Annotated in this window: 13 protein-coding genes; 4 read left to right on the top strand and 9 right to left on the bottom strand. The window is 54.1% G+C overall.

Annotation, left to right across the window (positions count from 1 at the left end):
* Positions 1-87: 87 nt before the first annotated feature.
* The 3 genes from lacZ (at position 88) to lacA (ending at position 5144) form a co-directional block, all read left to right on the top strand.
* On the top strand, positions 88-3162 hold the full coding sequence (gene lacZ, locus ACJHXA_RS19300; protein WP_000177918.1) for a beta-galactosidase: 3075 nt from the start codon (positions 88-90) through the stop codon (positions 3160-3162).
* A gap of 51 nt (positions 3163-3213) precedes the next feature.
* A complete protein-coding gene (lacY, locus tag ACJHXA_RS19295; RefSeq protein WP_000291549.1) occupies positions 3214-4467 on the top strand; it encodes a lactose permease in 1254 nt (417 codons plus the stop codon).
* A 65-nt stretch (positions 4468-4532) separates the two neighbouring features.
* Positions 4533-5144: a galactoside O-acetyltransferase gene (lacA, locus tag ACJHXA_RS19290; RefSeq protein WP_001315293.1), complete on the top strand. Its 612-nt coding sequence runs from the start codon at positions 4533-4535 to the stop codon at positions 5142-5144.
* Positions 5145-5246: 102 nt separating this feature from the next.
* Here lacA and cynX read toward each other — a convergent pair whose 3' ends face one another.
* Genes cynX through cynT form a run of 3 tightly spaced genes read right to left on the bottom strand, consistent with a single transcriptional unit; the run spans position 5247 to position 7594 of the window.
* On the bottom strand, positions 5247-6428 hold the full coding sequence (gene cynX / locus ACJHXA_RS19285) for a cyanate transporter CynX (RefSeq protein WP_001315292.1): 1182 nt from the start codon (positions 6426-6428) through the stop codon (positions 5247-5249).
* A gap of 5 nt (positions 6429-6433) precedes the next feature.
* Positions 6434-6904: a cyanase gene (gene cynS, locus ACJHXA_RS19280; protein WP_000616241.1), complete on the bottom strand. Its 471-nt coding sequence runs from the start codon at positions 6902-6904 to the stop codon at positions 6434-6436.
* A 30-nt stretch (positions 6905-6934) separates the two neighbouring features.
* Entirely contained in the window at positions 6935-7594 is a 660-nt protein-coding gene (gene cynT, locus ACJHXA_RS19275) for a carbonic anhydrase CynT (RefSeq protein WP_000658652.1), read from the bottom strand.
* A gap of 109 nt (positions 7595-7703) precedes the next feature.
* Here cynT and cynR point away from each other — a divergent pair, with 109 nt between their 5' ends.
* Entirely contained in the window at positions 7704-8603 is a 900-nt protein-coding gene (gene cynR, locus ACJHXA_RS19270) for a transcriptional regulator CynR (protein ID WP_000952482.1), read from the top strand.
* A gap of 39 nt (positions 8604-8642) precedes the next feature.
* On the opposite strand, the gene codA is transcribed toward cynR, so the two are convergent.
* From codA to prpB, 6 genes are all read right to left on the bottom strand, one after another.
* Positions 8643-9926 (bottom strand): cytosine/isoguanine deaminase, encoded by a 1284-nt coding sequence (gene codA, locus ACJHXA_RS19265; RefSeq protein WP_001299008.1) that lies wholly within the window; start codon positions 9924-9926, stop codon positions 8643-8645.
* Positions 9916-11175: a cytosine permease gene (gene codB / locus ACJHXA_RS19260; protein ID WP_000076236.1), complete on the bottom strand. Its 1260-nt coding sequence runs from the start codon at positions 11173-11175 to the stop codon at positions 9916-9918. Before codB ends, codA begins: the two co-directional genes overlap by 11 nt.
* Positions 11176-11411: 236 nt before the next feature.
* The gene (gene prpE, locus ACJHXA_RS19255; protein ID WP_000010276.1) at positions 11412-13298 is read right to left on the bottom strand and encodes a propionate--CoA ligase; all 1887 of its coding nucleotides are present in this window, start codon (positions 13296-13298) and stop codon (positions 11412-11414) included.
* A 39-nt stretch (positions 13299-13337) separates the two neighbouring features.
* A complete protein-coding gene (gene prpD / locus ACJHXA_RS19250; protein WP_001275861.1) occupies positions 13338-14789 on the bottom strand; it encodes a 2-methylcitrate dehydratase in 1452 nt (483 codons plus the stop codon).
* Between the two features lie 33 nt (positions 14790-14822).
* Positions 14823-15992 carry a 2-methylcitrate synthase gene (gene prpC / locus ACJHXA_RS19245; RefSeq protein ID WP_001285909.1) on the bottom strand — a complete coding sequence of 390 codons (1170 nt, stop codon included), beginning with the start codon at positions 15990-15992 and terminating at the stop codon, positions 14823-14825.
* Between the two features lie 44 nt (positions 15993-16036).
* Positions 16037-16927 (bottom strand): methylisocitrate lyase, encoded by an 891-nt coding sequence (gene prpB, locus ACJHXA_RS19240; RefSeq protein WP_000052205.1) that lies wholly within the window; start codon positions 16925-16927, stop codon positions 16037-16039.
* Positions 16928-16986 lie beyond the last annotated feature (59 nt).

The raw sequence follows: 16986 nt of genomic DNA, 5'->3' as shown, positions 1-16986 counted from the left end.
AGGCACCCCAGGCTTTACACTTTATGCTTCCGGCTCGTATGTTGTGTGAAATTGTGAGCGGATAACAATTTCACACAGGAAACAGCTATGACCATGATTACGGATTCACTGGCCGTCGTTTTACAACGTCGTGACTGGGAAAACCCTGGCGTTACCCAACTTAATCGCCTTGCAGCACATCCCCCTTTCGCCAGCTGGCGTAATAGCGAAGAGGCCCGCACCGATCGCCCTTCCCAACAGTTGCGCAGCCTGAATGGCGAATGGCGCTTTGCCTGGTTTCCGGCACCAGAAGCGGTGCCGGAAAGCTGGCTGGAGTGCGATCTTCCTGAGGCCGATACTGTCGTCGTCCCCTCAAACTGGCAGATGCACGGTTACGATGCGCCCATCTACACCAACGTGACCTATCCCATTACGGTCAATCCGCCGTTTGTTCCCACGGAGAATCCGACGGGTTGTTACTCGCTCACATTTAATGTTGATGAAAGCTGGCTACAGGAAGGCCAGACGCGAATTATTTTTGATGGCGTTAACTCGGCGTTTCATCTGTGGTGCAACGGTCGCTGGGTCGGTTACGGTCAGGACAGTCGTTTGCCGTCTGAATTTGACCTGAGCGCATTTTTACGCGCCGGAGAAAACCGCCTCGCGGTGATGGTGCTGCGCTGGAGTGACGGCAGTTATCTGGAAGATCAGGATATGTGGCGGATGAGCGGCATTTTCCGTGACGTCTCGTTGCTGCATAAACCGACTACACAAATCAGCGATTTCCATGTTGCCACTCGCTTTAATGATGATTTCAGCCGCGCTGTACTGGAGGCTGAAGTTCAGATGTGCGGCGAGTTGCGTGACTACCTACGGGTAACAGTTTCTTTATGGCAGGGTGAAACGCAGGTCGCCAGCGGCACCGCGCCTTTCGGCGGTGAAATTATCGATGAGCGTGGTAGTTATGCCGATCGCGTCACACTACGTCTGAACGTCGAAAACCCGAAACTGTGGAGCGCCGAAATCCCGAATCTCTATCGTGCGGTGGTTGAACTGCACACCGCCGACGGCACGCTGATTGAAGCAGAAGCCTGCGATGTCGGTTTCCGCGAGGTGCGGATTGAAAATGGTCTGCTGCTGCTGAACGGCAAGCCGTTGCTGATTCGAGGCGTTAACCGTCACGAGCATCATCCTCTGCATGGTCAGGTCATGGATGAGCAGACGATGGTGCAGGATATCCTGCTGATGAAGCAGAACAACTTTAACGCCGTGCGCTGTTCGCATTATCCGAACCATCCGCTGTGGTACACGCTGTGCGACCGCTACGGCCTGTATGTGGTGGATGAAGCCAATATTGAAACCCACGGCATGGTGCCAATGAATCGTCTGACCGATGATCCGCGCTGGCTACCGGCGATGAGCGAACGCGTAACGCGAATGGTGCAGCGCGATCGTAATCACCCGAGTGTGATCATCTGGTCGCTGGGGAATGAATCAGGCCACGGCGCTAATCACGACGCGCTGTATCGCTGGATCAAATCTGTCGATCCTTCCCGCCCGGTGCAGTATGAAGGCGGCGGAGCCGACACCACGGCCACCGATATTATTTGCCCGATGTACGCGCGCGTGGATGAAGACCAGCCCTTCCCGGCTGTGCCGAAATGGTCCATCAAAAAATGGCTTTCGCTACCTGGAGAGACGCGCCCGCTGATCCTTTGCGAATACGCCCACGCGATGGGTAACAGTCTTGGCGGTTTCGCTAAATACTGGCAGGCGTTTCGTCAGTATCCCCGTTTACAGGGCGGCTTCGTCTGGGACTGGGTGGATCAGTCGCTGATTAAATATGATGAAAACGGCAACCCGTGGTCGGCTTACGGCGGTGATTTTGGCGATACGCCGAACGATCGCCAGTTCTGTATGAACGGTCTGGTCTTTGCCGACCGCACGCCGCATCCAGCGCTGACGGAAGCAAAACACCAGCAGCAGTTTTTCCAGTTCCGTTTATCCGGGCAAACCATCGAAGTGACCAGCGAATACCTGTTCCGTCATAGCGATAACGAGCTCCTGCACTGGATGGTGGCGCTGGATGGTAAGCCGCTGGCAAGCGGTGAAGTGCCTCTGGATGTCGCTCCACAAGGTAAACAGTTGATTGAACTGCCTGAACTACCGCAGCCGGAGAGCGCCGGGCAACTCTGGCTCACAGTACGCGTAGTGCAACCGAACGCGACCGCATGGTCAGAAGCCGGGCACATCAGCGCCTGGCAGCAGTGGCGTCTGGCGGAAAACCTCAGTGTGACGCTCCCCTCCGCGTCCCATATCATCCCGCAACTAACCACCAGCGAAACGGATTTTTGCATCGAGCTGGGTAATAAGCGTTGGCAATTTAACCGTCAGTCAGGCCTTCTTTCACAGATGTGGATTGGCGATGAAAAACAACTGCTGACGCCGCTGCGCGATCAGTTCACCCGTGCACCGCTGGATAACGACATTGGCGTAAGTGAAGCGACCCGCATTGACCCTAACGCCTGGGTCGAACGCTGGAAGGCGGCGGGCCATTACCAGGCCGAAGCAGCGTTGTTGCAGTGCTCGGCAGATACACTTGCCGACGCGGTGCTGATTACGACCGCTCACGCGTGGCAGCATCAGGGAAAAACCTTATTTATCAGCCGGAAAACCTACCGGATTGATGGTAGTGGTCAAATGGCGATTACCGTTGATGTTGAAGTAGCGAGCGATACACCGCATCCGGCACGGATTGGCCTGACCTGCCAGCTGGCGCAGGTCGCAGAGCGGGTAAACTGGCTCGGATTAGGGCCGCAAGAAAACTATCCCGACCGCCTTACTGCGGCCTGTTTTGACCGCTGGGATCTGCCATTGTCAGACATGTATACCCCGTACGTCTTCCCGAGCGAAAACGGTCTGCGCTGCGGGACGCGCGAATTGAATTATGGCCCACACCAGTGGCGCGGCGACTTCCAGTTCAACATCAGCCGCTACAGTCAACAGCAACTGATGGAAACCAGCCATCGCCATCTGCTGCACGCGGAAGAAGGCACATGGCTGAATATCGACGGTTTCCATATGGGGATTGGTGGCGACGACTCCTGGAGCCCGTCAGTGTCGGCGGAATTCCAGCTGAGCGCCGGTCGCTACCATTACCAGTTGGTCTGGTGTCAAAAATAATAATAACCGGGCAGGCCATGTCTGCCCGTATTTCGCGTAAGGAAATCCATTATGTACTATTTAAAAAACACAAACTTTTGGATGTTCGGTTTATTCTTTTTCTTTTACTTTTTTATCATGGGAGCCTACTTCCCGTTTTTCCCGATTTGGCTACATGACATCAACCATATCAGCAAAAGTGATACGGGTATTATTTTTGCCGCTATTTCTCTGTTCTCGCTATTATTCCAACCGCTGTTTGGTCTGCTTTCTGACAAACTCGGGCTGCGCAAATACCTGCTGTGGATTATTACCGGCATGTTAGTGATGTTTGCGCCGTTCTTTATTTTTATCTTCGGGCCACTGTTACAATACAACATTTTAGTAGGATCGATTGTTGGTGGTATTTATCTAGGCTTTTGTTTTAACGCCGGTGCGCCAGCAGTAGAGGCATTTATTGAGAAAGTCAGCCGTCGCAGTAATTTCGAATTTGGTCGCGCGCGGATGTTTGGCTGTGTTGGCTGGGCGCTGTGTGCCTCGATTGTCGGCATCATGTTCACCATCAATAATCAGTTTGTTTTCTGGCTGGGTTCTGGCTGTGCACTCATCCTCGCCGTTTTACTCTTTTTCGCCAAAACGGATGCGCCCTCTTCCGCCACGGTTGCCAATGCGGTAGGTGCCAACCATTCGGCATTTAGCCTTAAGCTGGCGCTGGAACTGTTCAGACAGCCAAAACTGTGGTTTTTGTCACTGTATGTTATTGGCGTTTCCTGCACCTACGATGTTTTTGACCAACAGTTTGCTAATTTCTTTACTTCGTTCTTTGCTACCGGTGAACAGGGTACGCGGGTATTTGGCTACGTAACGACAATGGGCGAATTACTTAACGCCTCGATTATGTTCTTTGCGCCACTGATCATTAATCGCATCGGTGGGAAAAACGCCCTGCTGCTGGCTGGCACTATTATGTCTGTACGTATTATTGGCTCATCGTTCGCCACCTCAGCGCTGGAAGTGGTTATTCTGAAAACGCTGCATATGTTTGAAGTACCGTTCCTGCTGGTGGGCTGCTTTAAATATATTACCAGCCAGTTTGAAGTGCGTTTTTCAGCGACGATTTATCTGGTCTGTTTCTGCTTCTTTAAGCAACTGGCGATGATTTTTATGTCTGTACTGGCGGGTAATATGTATGAAAGCATCGGTTTCCAGGGCGCTTATCTGGTGCTGGGTCTGGTGGCGCTGGGCTTCACCTTAATTTCCGTGTTCACGCTTAGCGGCCCCGGCCCGCTTTCTCTACTGCGTCGTCAGGTGAATGAAGTCGCTTAAGCAATCAATGTCGGATGCGGCGCGAGCGCCTTATCCGACCAACATATCAGGACGGAATGATCGCAATGAACATGTCGATGACAGAAAGAATAAAAGCAGGCAAGCTATTTACCGATATGTGCGAAGGCTTACCGGAAAAAAGACTTCGTGGGAAAACGTTAATGTATGAGTTTAATCACTCGCATCCATCAGAAGTTGAAAAAAGAGAAAGCCTGATTAAAGAAATGTTTGCCACGGTAGGGGAAAACGCCTGGATAGAACCACCTGTCTATTTCTCTTACGGTTCCAACATCCATATAGGCCGCAATTTTTATGCAAATTTCAATTTAACCATTGTCGACGACTACACGGTAACGATCGGTGATAACGTATTGATTGCACCCAATGTTACTCTTTCCGTTACGGGACACCCTGTACACCATGAATTGAGAAAAAACGGTGAGATGTACTCTTTTCCGATAACGATTGGCAATAACGTCTGGATCGGAAGTCATGTGGTTATTAATCCAGGCGTCACCATCGGGGATAATTCTGTTATTGGCGCGGGTAGTGTCGTCATAAAAGACATTCCACCAAACGTCGTGGCGGCTGGCGTTCCTTGTCGGGTTATTCGCGAAATAAACGACCGGGATAAGCAATATTATTTCAAAGATTATAAAGTTGAATCGTCAGTTTAAATTATAAAAATTGCCTGATACGCTGCGCTTATCAGGCCTACAAGTTCAGCGATCTACATTAGCCGTATCCGGCATGAACAAAGCGCAGGAACAAGCGTCGCATCATGCCTCTTTGACCCACAGCTGCGGAAAACGTGCTGGTGCAAAACGCAGGGTTATAATCATCAGCCCAACGACGCACAGCGCATGAAATGCCCAGTCCATCAGGTAATTGCCGCTGATACTACGCAGCACGCCAGAAAACCACGGGGCAAGCCCGGCGATGATAAAACCGATTCCCTGCATAAACGCCACCAGCTTGCCAGCAATAGCCGGTTGCACAGAGTGATCGAGCGCCAGCAGCAAACAGAGCGGAAACGCGCCGCCCAGACCTAACCCACACACCATCGCCCACAAGACCGGCAATTGCAGCGGCAACCAGATAAAGCCGCAGAACCCCACCAGTTGTAACACCAGCGCCAGCATTAACAGTTTGCGCCGATCCTGATGGCGAGCCATAGCAGGCATCAGCAAAGCTCCTGCGGCTTGCCCAAGCGTCATCAATGCCAGTAAGGAACCGCTGTACTGCGCGCTGGCACCAATCTCAATATAGAAAGCGGGTAACCAGGCAATCAGGCTGGCGTAACCGCCGTTAATCAGACCGAAGTAAACACCCAGCGTCCACGCGCGGGGAGTGAATACCACGCGAACCGGAGTGGTTGTTGTCTTGTGGGAAGAGGCGACCTCGCGGGCGCTTTGCCACCACCAGGCAAAGAGCGCAACAACGGCAGGCAGCGCCCACCAGGCGAGTGTTTGATACCAGGATTCGCTATGTTGAACTAACCAGGGCGTTATGGCGGCACCAAGTCCACCGCCGCCCATCAGAGCCGCAGACCACAGCCCCATCACCTGTGGCGTGCGTTGCTGAAACCGCCGTTTAATCACTGAAGGCATCACCGCCTGAATGATACCGATCCCCACCCCACCAAGCAGTGCGCTGCTAAGCAGCAGCACACTTTGGGGGTAAAGCTCACGCATCAATGCACCGACGGCAATCAGCAACAGACTGATGGCGACGCTGCGACGTTCGCTGACATGCTGATGAAGCCAGCTTCCGGCCAGCGCCAGCCCGCCCATGGTGACCACCGGCAGAGCGGTCAACAGGGCAGCCACGCTAAAGCTCATTCCGCTCGCCTGGCGCAATTGCGGTAGCAGTGGACCGACGGAGGTGAGCAGTGGTCGCATATTAAGACCAATCAGCACCAGAACCAGCAGCATCGTGAACGTCTTTTGATGATTGCGCATGGCTGTCAGAACGGCTTGGTCGGCAGATATTTACCATCTAAGGTAATGACCGCACGTTCGCCACCTTCCGGGTCCGCCACTTTCTTAACGTCGAGTTTGAAGTTAATCGCGCTGATAATGCCATCGCCAAACTTCTCATGAACCAACGCTTTCAGGGTTGTGCCGTACACCTGCAACATTTCATAGAAACGATACATCGTTGGGTCGGTTGGAATACGGTCATCAATGCAGCCACGCAGTGGAATCATCTGCAACAGTAGAATGGCGTCTTCGTCGAGATCCAGCTTCGCCCCGACCAGGCGGGCGGCGTCGGCAGGAAGCGCTTGCTGCCCCAGCAAAGCCGCGGTTACGAAGGCTTCTGCCAGACCGGTACCGTCGGCAATCTCGGCAAATGAGAGATCTTTTTTAGCTTTGCTGAGCAAAATGGCATCGGCAAGATCAAGACGAATATTGCGGTTAATTTGTGACTGAATCATGGTGGATCTCCTGATGGTTTAAAAATAAGGTTACGCTGCGGTCGGTTGGCGTAGCGGTATGGCACAAACGCGAGGATTAGCGGCCAGTGGCACAAACTGGCGGGTTGCGCCGTCAAAAGCTGCGATGCTGCCGCTTTCAATGTCGTAGACCCAGCCGTGCAGGGCGATCCGCCCCTCTTCGAGCGCCAGGCGCACCGATGGATGAGTTTGCAAATTAGCCAACTGAGCAATGACGTTTTCACGTACCATCGCCGCAGCTTTTGACGGTAAATCGGAATGCGGGCGCGCCTCATTAACGACGCGGGCTGAATCGGCATAACGCAGCCAGTGGGAGACGGCAGGCATATGGTCCATGCACTGACAGCTGGCAATGGCGGTCATCGCGCCACAGTTGGAATGACCACAAATCACAATGTCAGATACCCGAAGCGCAGCGACGGCATACTCCACCGAAGCAGAAACGCCACCGGGTTCCGGCCCGTAGGAAGGGACGATATTGCCCGCGTTGCGAATAACGAACAGATCGCCAGGCTCACGTTGCGTCACCAGCTCAGGGACCAGACGGCTGTCGGAGCAGGAGATAAAAAGTGTGCGCGGGCTTTGCTGTGTCGCCAGCTGTTTAAACAAGGCTTCCCGCTTCGGAAATGCCTCGCGCTGGAATTTAAGGAATCCATCAATAATCTCTTTCACCGTTAACCTCTGTCTGTCTCTGGAATGAGAGGCAGACTACTCGCCGATTGTCATAAGGTAAAAGTCTCATTTATGATGAGTTCTATTGGATTTACTTATAGGTTGGCGAATGCTCTCTCGACATATCAACTATTTTCTTGCCGTGGCTGAACATGGCAGCTTTACCCGTGCCGCCAGTGCGTTGCACGTCTCCCAGCCTGCGCTTTCCCAGCAGATTCGCCAGTTAGAGGAGAGTTTAGGCGTGCCGCTGTTTGACCGTAGCGGGCGAACGATTCGTCTCACTGATGCAGGAGAAGTCTGGCGACAGTACGCCAGCCGGGCGTTACAGGAACTGGGGGCGGGTAAACGGGCGATTCATGATGTTGCCGATCTGACGCGAGGATCGCTGCGTATCGCCGTCACTCCCACCTTTACAAGCTACTTTATCGGCCCTTTAATGGCGGATTTCTATGCGCGCTACCCCGGCATCACGCTCCAGCTACAGGAAATGTCGCAGGAGAAAATCGAAGATCTGCTTTGTCGCGACGAGCTGGACGTTGGGATTGCCTTCGCGCCTGTGCATTCGCCGGAGCTGGAGGCAATTCCTTTACTGACAGAAAGTTTAGCGTTGGTGGTGGCGAAACATCATCCGCTAGCTGCCTGTGAACAGGTGGCGTTGAGTCGCTTGCATGATGAAAAACTGGTCCTGCTCAGCGCGGAATTTGCCACCAGAGAGCAAATTGACCACTACTGCGAGAAAGCGGGGCTACATCCACAGGTGGTCATTGAGGCGAACTCAATTAGCGCGGTTCTGGAGCTGATTCGCCGCACTTCCCTTTCCACATTGTTACCAGCAGCGATTGCCACACAACATGACGGGCTTAAAGCGATTTCTCTTGCCCCGCCACTACTGGAGAGAACGGCGGTTTTGTTGCGGCGGAAAAATAGCTGGCAGACAGCCGCCGCGAAGGCATTTTTGCACATGGCGTTGGAGGAATGTGCGGATGTTGGCGAGAATGAATCACGGTAGCCACTGACACAGGTCAGTGGCTCTTCAACACAGAGGAAATTACCGTTTGTAATCGATGGCTTCTGGCTGCTCCAGATATACGGTGGTTTGTGCCGGTTGTGTACTGGCAATCACCTTGCCGCCACGTACCGAATAACGTACCGGAACCTGACGGCGCAGCGCATCAAATCCATTTTCAGCCGGCAGGATAATCAGGTTTGCGCTGTTTCCGGCGGCAATGCCGTAATCCTGCAAATTCAATGTTCTGGCACTGTGGTGGGTGATTAAATTCAGGCCATCATTAATCTGCCCGTAGCCCATCAACTGGCAAACATGCAGCCCCATATGCAGCACTTGCAGCATATTCGCCGTTCCCAGCGGATACCACGGATCGAAGACATCATCGTGACCAAAGCAGACGTTAATGCCGGACTCCAGCATCTCTTTAACGCGCGTGATGCCGCGACGTTTTGGATACGTATCGAAACGTCCTTGCAGATGAATATTGACCAGCGGGTTGGCGACAAAGTTAATACCGGACATTTTCAGCAAGCGGAACAGGCGTGAGGTATACGCCCCGTTATAGGAGTGCATTGCCGTGGTGTGGCTGGCGGTGACTCGCGCGCCCATGCCTTCACGGTGCGCCAGGGCAGCAACGGTTTCGACAAAGCGCGACTGCTCGTCATCGATCTCATCACAGTGAACGTCGATGAGACGGTCGTATTTTTGCGCCAGGGCGAAGGTTTTATGCAGCGACTCCACGCCGTATTCACGGGTAAATTCAAAATGCGGAATCGCCCCCACTACATCTGCCCCTAAGCGTAACGCCTCTTCCAGCAACGCTTCACCGTTGGGATACGACAAAATCCCTTCCTGAGGGAAGGCGACAATTTGCAGATCAATCCACGGCGCGACTTCCTGCTTCACTTCCAGCATTGCTTTCAGCGCAGTTAGCGTTGCATCCGAAACATCGACATGGGTACGCACATGCTGAATGCCGTTGGCAATCTGCCATTTCAGCGTTTGCCAGGCGCGTTGTTTCACATCGTCATGGGTTAATAACGCTTTGCGCTCGGCCCAGCGTTCAATGCCTTCAAACAGCGTGCCGGACTGATTCCAGTTCGGTTGTCCGGCGGTTTGCGTGGTGTCCAGGTGAATATGCGGCTCCACAAACGGCGGTATAACTAAACCTTGTTCGGCATCCAGGCTGTTTTCAGTTATGGGCATCACGCCGGATTGCGCATCAATGGCGCTGATTTTTCCGTCCTGCAGATGAATCTGCCACAGCCCCTCTTTGCCTGGTAACCGGGCGTTAATAATTGTTTGTAAAGCGTTATTCGACACTGTTAACCTCCACATGCGTCATTGCTGCTGTCGTTTTACGATTCAAAATCGGGTTAAGGATCAGATAGCTCAGCGCGCCACCTAATACCGCGTTGACCGGAACAATTCCCGGTAACCAGTGGCCTGCGGCAATCCCCAGCGCGACCGCCAGAATCGCCACCCAATTGACACTCATCATACGCGTGGTCGCAAAGTGCTCATAGCGGCGACGGTTCATCAGATAGTCGGCGATGATCACGCCCCCTACCGGAGGAATAGCTGCCGAAAGGAAGGTCAACCAGCCGACAAAATTGTTATACAGCCATAATGCGCAGACCGTACCGATAATACCGTTGATTACCGAAAGGGTTTTGCTCGACATACCGGTAATGTTGGCGAAACCTAAACCCGACGCATAGAGTGCGTTATCGTTGGTGGTCCAGATATTCAGCCCCAGCACCACAATCGCAGGCAGCAGCAGGCCCTGAGCAATCATCACATCAGAGATATCCGCCATGCCCAGTGCCGCAGCGCCCGCTGCACCGAAAATAAACATCAACGAGTTGCCGAGGAAAAAGGCCACCATCGCCACCAGCACCGCCAGTTTGGCATTGCGACCAAACCGGACAAAGTCAGCGGTGAGCGTACCCGCACTGATAAATGACCCCACAACCAGCGCCAGCGCGACATTGAAATCTAACGGTTGTGCGGGAACGACCGCTTTTAATGCGTCCAGGCCGCCCATGCCGTTAACAGCCAGCCACACGGAATAACCGCCCAGGCAGGCGATAGCCGGAACCGCAATCACCGAAAGAACCGTCAGCGCCGAAATGCCAAAAAAGACGGTGACGGTCATCAGTAAACCGGAAACGGCAATCAGCAAATTAATATCCAGCCCGGTTGCCTTACCCACCGGAATGGCAAACATCGCCACACCGACGCCAAACCAGCCAACCTGAGTTCCGCCCAGTAGCAGTGAAGGCAGCCATGAGCCTTTAACACCAAACGAGAAGCGAGCAAGAAGATGAGTGGTCAGGCCGGTTTTTGCGCCAATGTAACCGAGAAATGAAGTGTAAATACCGAGGAGAAGATTACCGATGAGAACTGCGAGGAAGAAATCATGATAGCTAAGACCGGTTCCGAGAGTGCCGCCGGTCCACATACTGGCGGAAAAGAAGGTTAATCCCAGCATGACGAACGTCAATGCCAATACCCCTTTCCGCGCCGACTGCGGGACTGGCCCCTGGCTAAAGTTGTTATCTTGCGACACGAAATTCCCCCTTTTTGCTGTTTGAAACCCAAAAAATCCGCCGCATTCTATTCATCTGAAGATAAAAAGCAATCGTTTTCGTGGGGAAATATATTTTTTATATGAATGAGTGCAAAAAGGTGGGGGAAAAATTATCGGTGTAAAAACAGTGGGTAGGCATAATAAGACGCGGTAAGCGTCGCATCAGGCATCGGCGCATGGTGTCGGATGCGCCACGCGACGCATCCGACAATACCTTACTCTTCCATCGCCTGGCGGATCTGATCCAACGACGCAGGATCATCAATGGTCGTCAGATCCCCAGGATCGCGTCCTTCGCAAATCGCCTGGATCGTGCGGCGCAGCATTTTTCCGGATCGCGTTTTTGGCAATTGCGAGACAAACCAGACGTGCGCCGGGCGGCCAAAGTTGCCAATCTGGCTGTCCACCAGCGCCATAATCGCCTTCTCTTGCGAGTGCGCCACATCACGATCTTCCAGACTGTCGCTCTCTTTCGGAATGACAAACGCCACCGCCACCTGCCCTTTCAGCGCATCTTTCACCCCAACCACCGCCACTTCGGCAACGCCCGGATGGCTGGAGATACTCTCTTCAATCTCGCGCGTCCCCAGCCGATGCCCGGCAACGTTAATTACATCGTCAGTGCGCCCGAGAATAAAGTGATAACCGTCAGCGTCACGGATGCCCCAGTCAAAGGTGGCGTACACCGGGCGGGAAAACAGCGACCAGTAAGTCTTCACAAAGCGGCCGTCGTCGCCCCAGATGGTCTGAATACACCCCGGCGGCAGCGGCCCTTCCACCACCAGCATCCCTTTCTCGTTGACGCCACACGGTTCGCCGGTGACTTCATTAAGCAACTGCACGTTATAGCCATACATCGGCACACCGGGGCTTCCCAGACGCGTCGGCCTGTCGTCCAGACCGCGAGCAATCGCCATAATCGGCCAGCCGGATTCGGTCTGCCAGTAGTTGTCGATGACCGGCACATCCAGCGTATTGCTCACCCAACTGGCGGTCGGCTCGTCCAGCGGTTCTCCAGCCAGATAGAGCACTTCCAGCGACGAGAGATCGTGTTTGCGAATTTCAGCGGTAGGGAATTTTTTCAGCACGCGAATGGCGGTCGGCGCTGAGAACATCCGGCTAACCTGATATTTCTCGACGATTTTCCACCACACGCCGCAGTCCGGCCAGGTCGGTAATCCTTCGTAAACGATAGTCGCCATCCCCGCCAGCAGCGGCGCGTAGACGATATACGAATGCCCCACCACCCAGCCGATATCCGAAGCACAAAAGAACACACCGCCCGCTTTGCCGCCAAAAATGGTGTCCATCGAGGTCGCCAGCGCCACCGCATATCCGCCGACGTCACGCTGCACGCCTTTAGGTTTGCCGGTCGTGCCGGAGGTGTAGAGAATGCAGGAGGTTTCGTTGGATTCCAGCCACGCCACCGGTACCCGCGCGCCGATGTGTTGATGGCGCAACGACGCGAAATCGACATCCCGCCCGCTGACGCGTGCCATTTTCGCCAGCCCGCGATCCACCAGCAAAACATGGCGTGGCTGGTGCTGCGCCTGACTTATCGCATCGTCGAGCAATTTTTTATAGGGAATGATTTTGCCACCGCGCGCTCCGGCATCAGCCGAGACAATCAGCACCGGTTTAGCATCATCAATTCGCGCCGCCACGCTGTGCGAGGCAAATCCCCCAAACACCACCGAATGAATAGCGCCAATGCGCGCGCAGGCCAGCAGAGTAATATGCGCTTCGGCAATCATCGGCATATACACCAGCACCCGATCGCCACGCTGCACGCCCAGCGAGCGCAGCATTGACGCCACCGCGTTTACTTCGTCATGAAGCTGACGAAAGGTAAAGGTGCGCTCTTCTTCTGTTTCCGAAGAGACGGCAATCAGCGCCAGCGCCTCTGGTTGTTTCTCCAGCCAGCGGTCGATAGCGTTGTGGCACAAGTTGGTTCGGCCTTCACAAAACCAACGGGCAAACGGCGGATTGCTGTGATCGAGCGTTTGCGTAAAGGGCGTCTGCCAGTCAATACGCCGGGCCTGCTCGGCCCAGAACTGCTCCGGTTCGTTAATCGAACGCTGATAAAATTCGCTAAAAGACATAATGCTCTCCTGTTGAACTTACGCCTTACCGCTGTTTGCTTAAATGACGTACAGGTCGAGATACTCATTGACCGGCATCTGTTCCAGGCGAGTTCTGTCGAGAGAAACCTCCAGAATGCGCTGCTGTTGGCGAGTCGGGAACTGGCGCGCGAGATTGATTTTGAATTTATCGACCAGTTTCGGAATACCATCCTGACGGCGGCGAGCATGACCAATGGGGTACTCCACCACCACTTCTTCAAATCGTGTGCCGTCGGTGAACTCAAGGGTAATGGCATTGGCGATGGCGCGTTTTTCCGGGTCGTGGTAGTCAGCGGTAAATGCCGGATCTTCAAAGCAATTGATCTTCTCGCGCAGGGCGTCGATACGTTTATCTTGCGCCACGTTGTCCTCGTAATCTGCCGCCGTTAAGCGCCCGAACAGCAGCGGGATCGCCACCATGTACTGAATGCAGTGATCGCGGTCTGCCGGGTTATTGAGCGGTCCTTTTTTGTCGATGATGCGAATACAGGCTTCGTGGGTGCGAATGGTCACTTTTTCGATATCCGCCGCCGTTTTGCCTGCTGCCTGCATCTGTTCATAGAGCGTCATCGCTGCTTCAACTGCCGTCTGGGAGTGGAACTCCGCCGGGAAGGAGATTTTGAACAGCACATTTTCCATAACGTAGGAACCGTACGGGCGCTGGAAGCGGAACGATTCACCTTTAAAGGAGACGTCGTAGAAGCCCCACACCGGCGCAGTCAGGGCTGACGGGTAACCCATTTCGCCCGTTTTCGCCATCAGTGCCAGACGTACCGCGCGGGAAGTGGCATCGCCCGCCGCCCAGGATTTACGCGTGCCGGTGTTCGGCGCATGGCGATAGGTGCGCAGCGACTGACCGTCCACCCACGCCAGCGAAACGGCGTTGAGAATTTCCTCGCGGGTCAGGCCGAGCATTTCGGCGACCACGGCGGTGGAAGCCACTTTCACTAACAGAACGTGGTCGAGGCCGACGCGGTTAAAGGAGTTTTCCAGCGCGATGCAGCCCTGAATTTCATGGGCTTTGATCATTGCGGTCAGCACCTGTTTCATGGTCAACGGCGCTTTGCCGCTGGCGACCGCGTTGCGCGAAAGCCAGTCCGCCGTTGCCAGAATGCCGCCGAGGTTGTCGGAAGGATGGCCCCACTCCGCCGCCAGCCAGGTATCGTTGAAATCGAGCCAGCGGATCATCGCGCCGATGTTAAATGCCGCCTGGACGGGGTCGAGCTGGAACTGAGTTCCGGGGACGCGCACGCCGTTGGGTACGACAGTGCCGGGGACAATTGGCCCCAGCAGTTTTTTACAGGCCGGGTATTCGAGAGCTTCAAGACCGCAGCCGAGCGTGTCGAGCAGGCAGTAATGGGCGGTGTCGTAGGCTACTTTGGAGCTGATTTCGTAGTTCATCACGTAATCGACGATATCAACGATTTCACGATCAAATTCCGGGCGGATGTTGTTGATTTGAGCTGACATTGGGTACGTTTCCTTATTGTTATTCGTAGAGGTTTACTGGCGCTTATCCAGCGCGACAAACTGGCGGTCTTCCGGTCCAACATAATTGGCGGAAGGACGGATAATTTTGTTGTCCTGACGTTGTTCGATAATGTGCGCCGCCCAGCCGGTGACGCGGGCGATAACAAACAGTGGTGTGAACATCTCGGTGGGAACGCCCATCATGTTGTAGGAAACAGCGGAGAACCAGTCGAGATTGGGGAACATCTTTTTGCTCTCCCACATCACTGTTTCCAGGCGATCGGCGATGTTATACATCTTCAGCGAACCGCCTTCCTGCGAGAGCTGCTTCGCCACACGTTTAATCACCTGGTGGCGCGGGTCAGCGATGGTGTAAACCGGATGACCAAAACCAATGACCACTTCTTTGTTTTCCACGCGCTTGCGGATATCTGCTTCGGCTTCGTCCGGCGTTTCGTAGCGTTGCTGGATCTCCAGCGACACTTCATTCGCCCCGCCGTGTTTTGGCCCGCGCAGTGCGCCAATCGCGCCAATAATCGCGGAATACATATCAGAGCCGGTGCCCGCAATCACCCGACTGGTAAAGGTGGAGGCGTTAAACTCGTGTTCGGCGTACAGCACCAGCGAGATATGCATCGCCTTTTCCCAGCTTTGCGATGGCTTTTCGCCGTGCAGCAGATGCAGGAAGTGACCGCCGATGGAGTCGTCATCGGTTTCCGGCTGGATGCGTTCGCCGTTGTGACTGTAGTGATACCAATAAAGGAGAATCGAGCTAAGTGATGCCAGCAGTTTGTCGGCAATATCCCGCGCGCCAGAGACAGTGTGCCCCTCTTTTTCTGGCAGTGTGCAGCCGAGCGCGGAAACGCCGGTGCGCATGACATCCATCGGGTGCGACGCCGCCGGTAAGGCTTCCAGCACGGTACGCACATTAGCTGGTAAACCACGCAGGGCTTTCAGTTTCGTTTTGTAAGCGGCGAGTTCGTCACGGGTCGGCAGTTTGCCGTGGATCAGCAGGTGCGCCACTTCTTCAAATTCGCAATGTTCCGCCAGATCAAGAATATCGTAGCCACGGTAATGCAGGTCATTGCCACTTTTACCCACGGTGCAGAGCGCCGTATTGCCCGCCGGAACGCCAGAAAGTGCTACCGATTTTTTCGGTTTAATGACATGGGTACTGTTTTGCAGGATCGTTGTGTCGCTCATATTGTCCTCGTCATTTGTAGGGTCGAGATATTTTTCGTTGTGTTTTATTTCACCTGGCTACGGGCAAACAGGTCGTCGAGCTTCTCTTCGTACTGGTAGTAGTTGATGCTTTCGTACAGCTCGTTGCGGGTTTGCATGGTATCGATGACGCTTTTCTGCGTGCCTTCCTGACGCAGGACGTTGTAGACATGTTCAGCGGCGCGGTTCATGGCGCGGAACGCTGAAAGCGGGTACAGCGCCATTGCGACATGGGCGCTGCGTAATTCGTCGGTGGTAAACAGCGGTGTTGCGCCAAATTCGGTAATGTTGGCGAGGATTGGCACCTGCACCGCATCGGCAAACTGGCGGTACATGGCGAGTTCGGTAATCGCCTCCGGGAACAACATCTCGGCACCCGCTTCAACATAGGCCTGCGCACGCTCGATCGCCGCATCCAGCCCCTCTACCGCCAGAGCATCGGTGCGCGCCATGATCACAAAATCAGGATCGGTTTTCGCATCCACCGCCGCGCGGATCCGATCCACCATCTCTTCTTTCGAGACGATCGCTTTATTCGGACGATGACCGCAGCGTTTCGCACCAACCTGATCTTCAATATGCAATCCTGCCGCACCGGCTTTAATCATCGATTTCACGGTGCGCGCCACGTTAAAGGCCGAAGAACCAAAACCGATATCCGCATCCACCAGCAGCGGCAGCGAACAAACGTCGGTGATACGGCGAATGTCGGTCAGCACATCATCAAGGGTAGAAATACCGAGATCGGGCAGCCCCAGCGAACCTGCCGCCACGCCACCGCCAGAAAGATAAATTGCCTGATATCCGGCACGCTGCGCCAACAGCGCATGATTAGCGTTGATGGTGCCAACAATCTGCAATGGATTTTCTTTAGTCAGTGCAGCGCGAAACGCTTTACCTGGAGAGTGTAGAGACATAGCCCATCCTTTGTTATCAACTTGTTATTTGCGTTGATAAAGACAAAGCAAGGGGTGTG

The sequence above is a fragment of the Escherichia sp. WS33 genome (genome assembly GCF_046486385.1).
Taxonomy (GTDB): Bacteria; Pseudomonadota; Gammaproteobacteria; order Enterobacterales; family Enterobacteriaceae; genus ECMA0423.
Note: the sequence above shows the minus strand (reverse complement) of the source record. Positions and strands in the feature narration are given on the sequence as shown.

Coding starts and splice junctions, on each gene's coding strand:
- prpE (WP_000010276.1), bottom strand. CDS start 13,298: ATGTCTTTTAGCGAATTTTATCAGCGTTCGATTAACGAACCGGAGCAG.
- prpB (WP_000052205.1), bottom strand. CDS start 16,927: ATGTCTCTACACTCTCCAGGTAAAGCGTTTCGCGCTGCACTGACTAAA.
- cynX (WP_001315292.1), bottom strand. CDS start 6,428: ATGCGCAATCATCAAAAGACGTTCACGATGCTGCTGGTTCTGGTGCTG.
- lacA (WP_001315293.1), top strand. CDS start 4,533: ATGAACATGTCGATGACAGAAAGAATAAAAGCAGGCAAGCTATTTACC.
- lacZ (WP_000177918.1), top strand. CDS start 88: ATGACCATGATTACGGATTCACTGGCCGTCGTTTTACAACGTCGTGAC.
- cynS (WP_000616241.1), bottom strand. CDS start 6,904: ATGATTCAGTCACAAATTAACCGCAATATTCGTCTTGATCTTGCCGAT.
- prpC (WP_001285909.1), bottom strand. CDS start 15,992: ATGAGCGACACAACGATCCTGCAAAACAGTACCCATGTCATTAAACCG.
- prpD (WP_001275861.1), bottom strand. CDS start 14,789: ATGTCAGCTCAAATCAACAACATCCGCCCGGAATTTGATCGTGAAATC.
- lacY (WP_000291549.1), top strand. CDS start 3,214: ATGTACTATTTAAAAAACACAAACTTTTGGATGTTCGGTTTATTCTTT.
- cynR (WP_000952482.1), top strand. CDS start 7,704: ATGCTCTCTCGACATATCAACTATTTTCTTGCCGTGGCTGAACATGGC.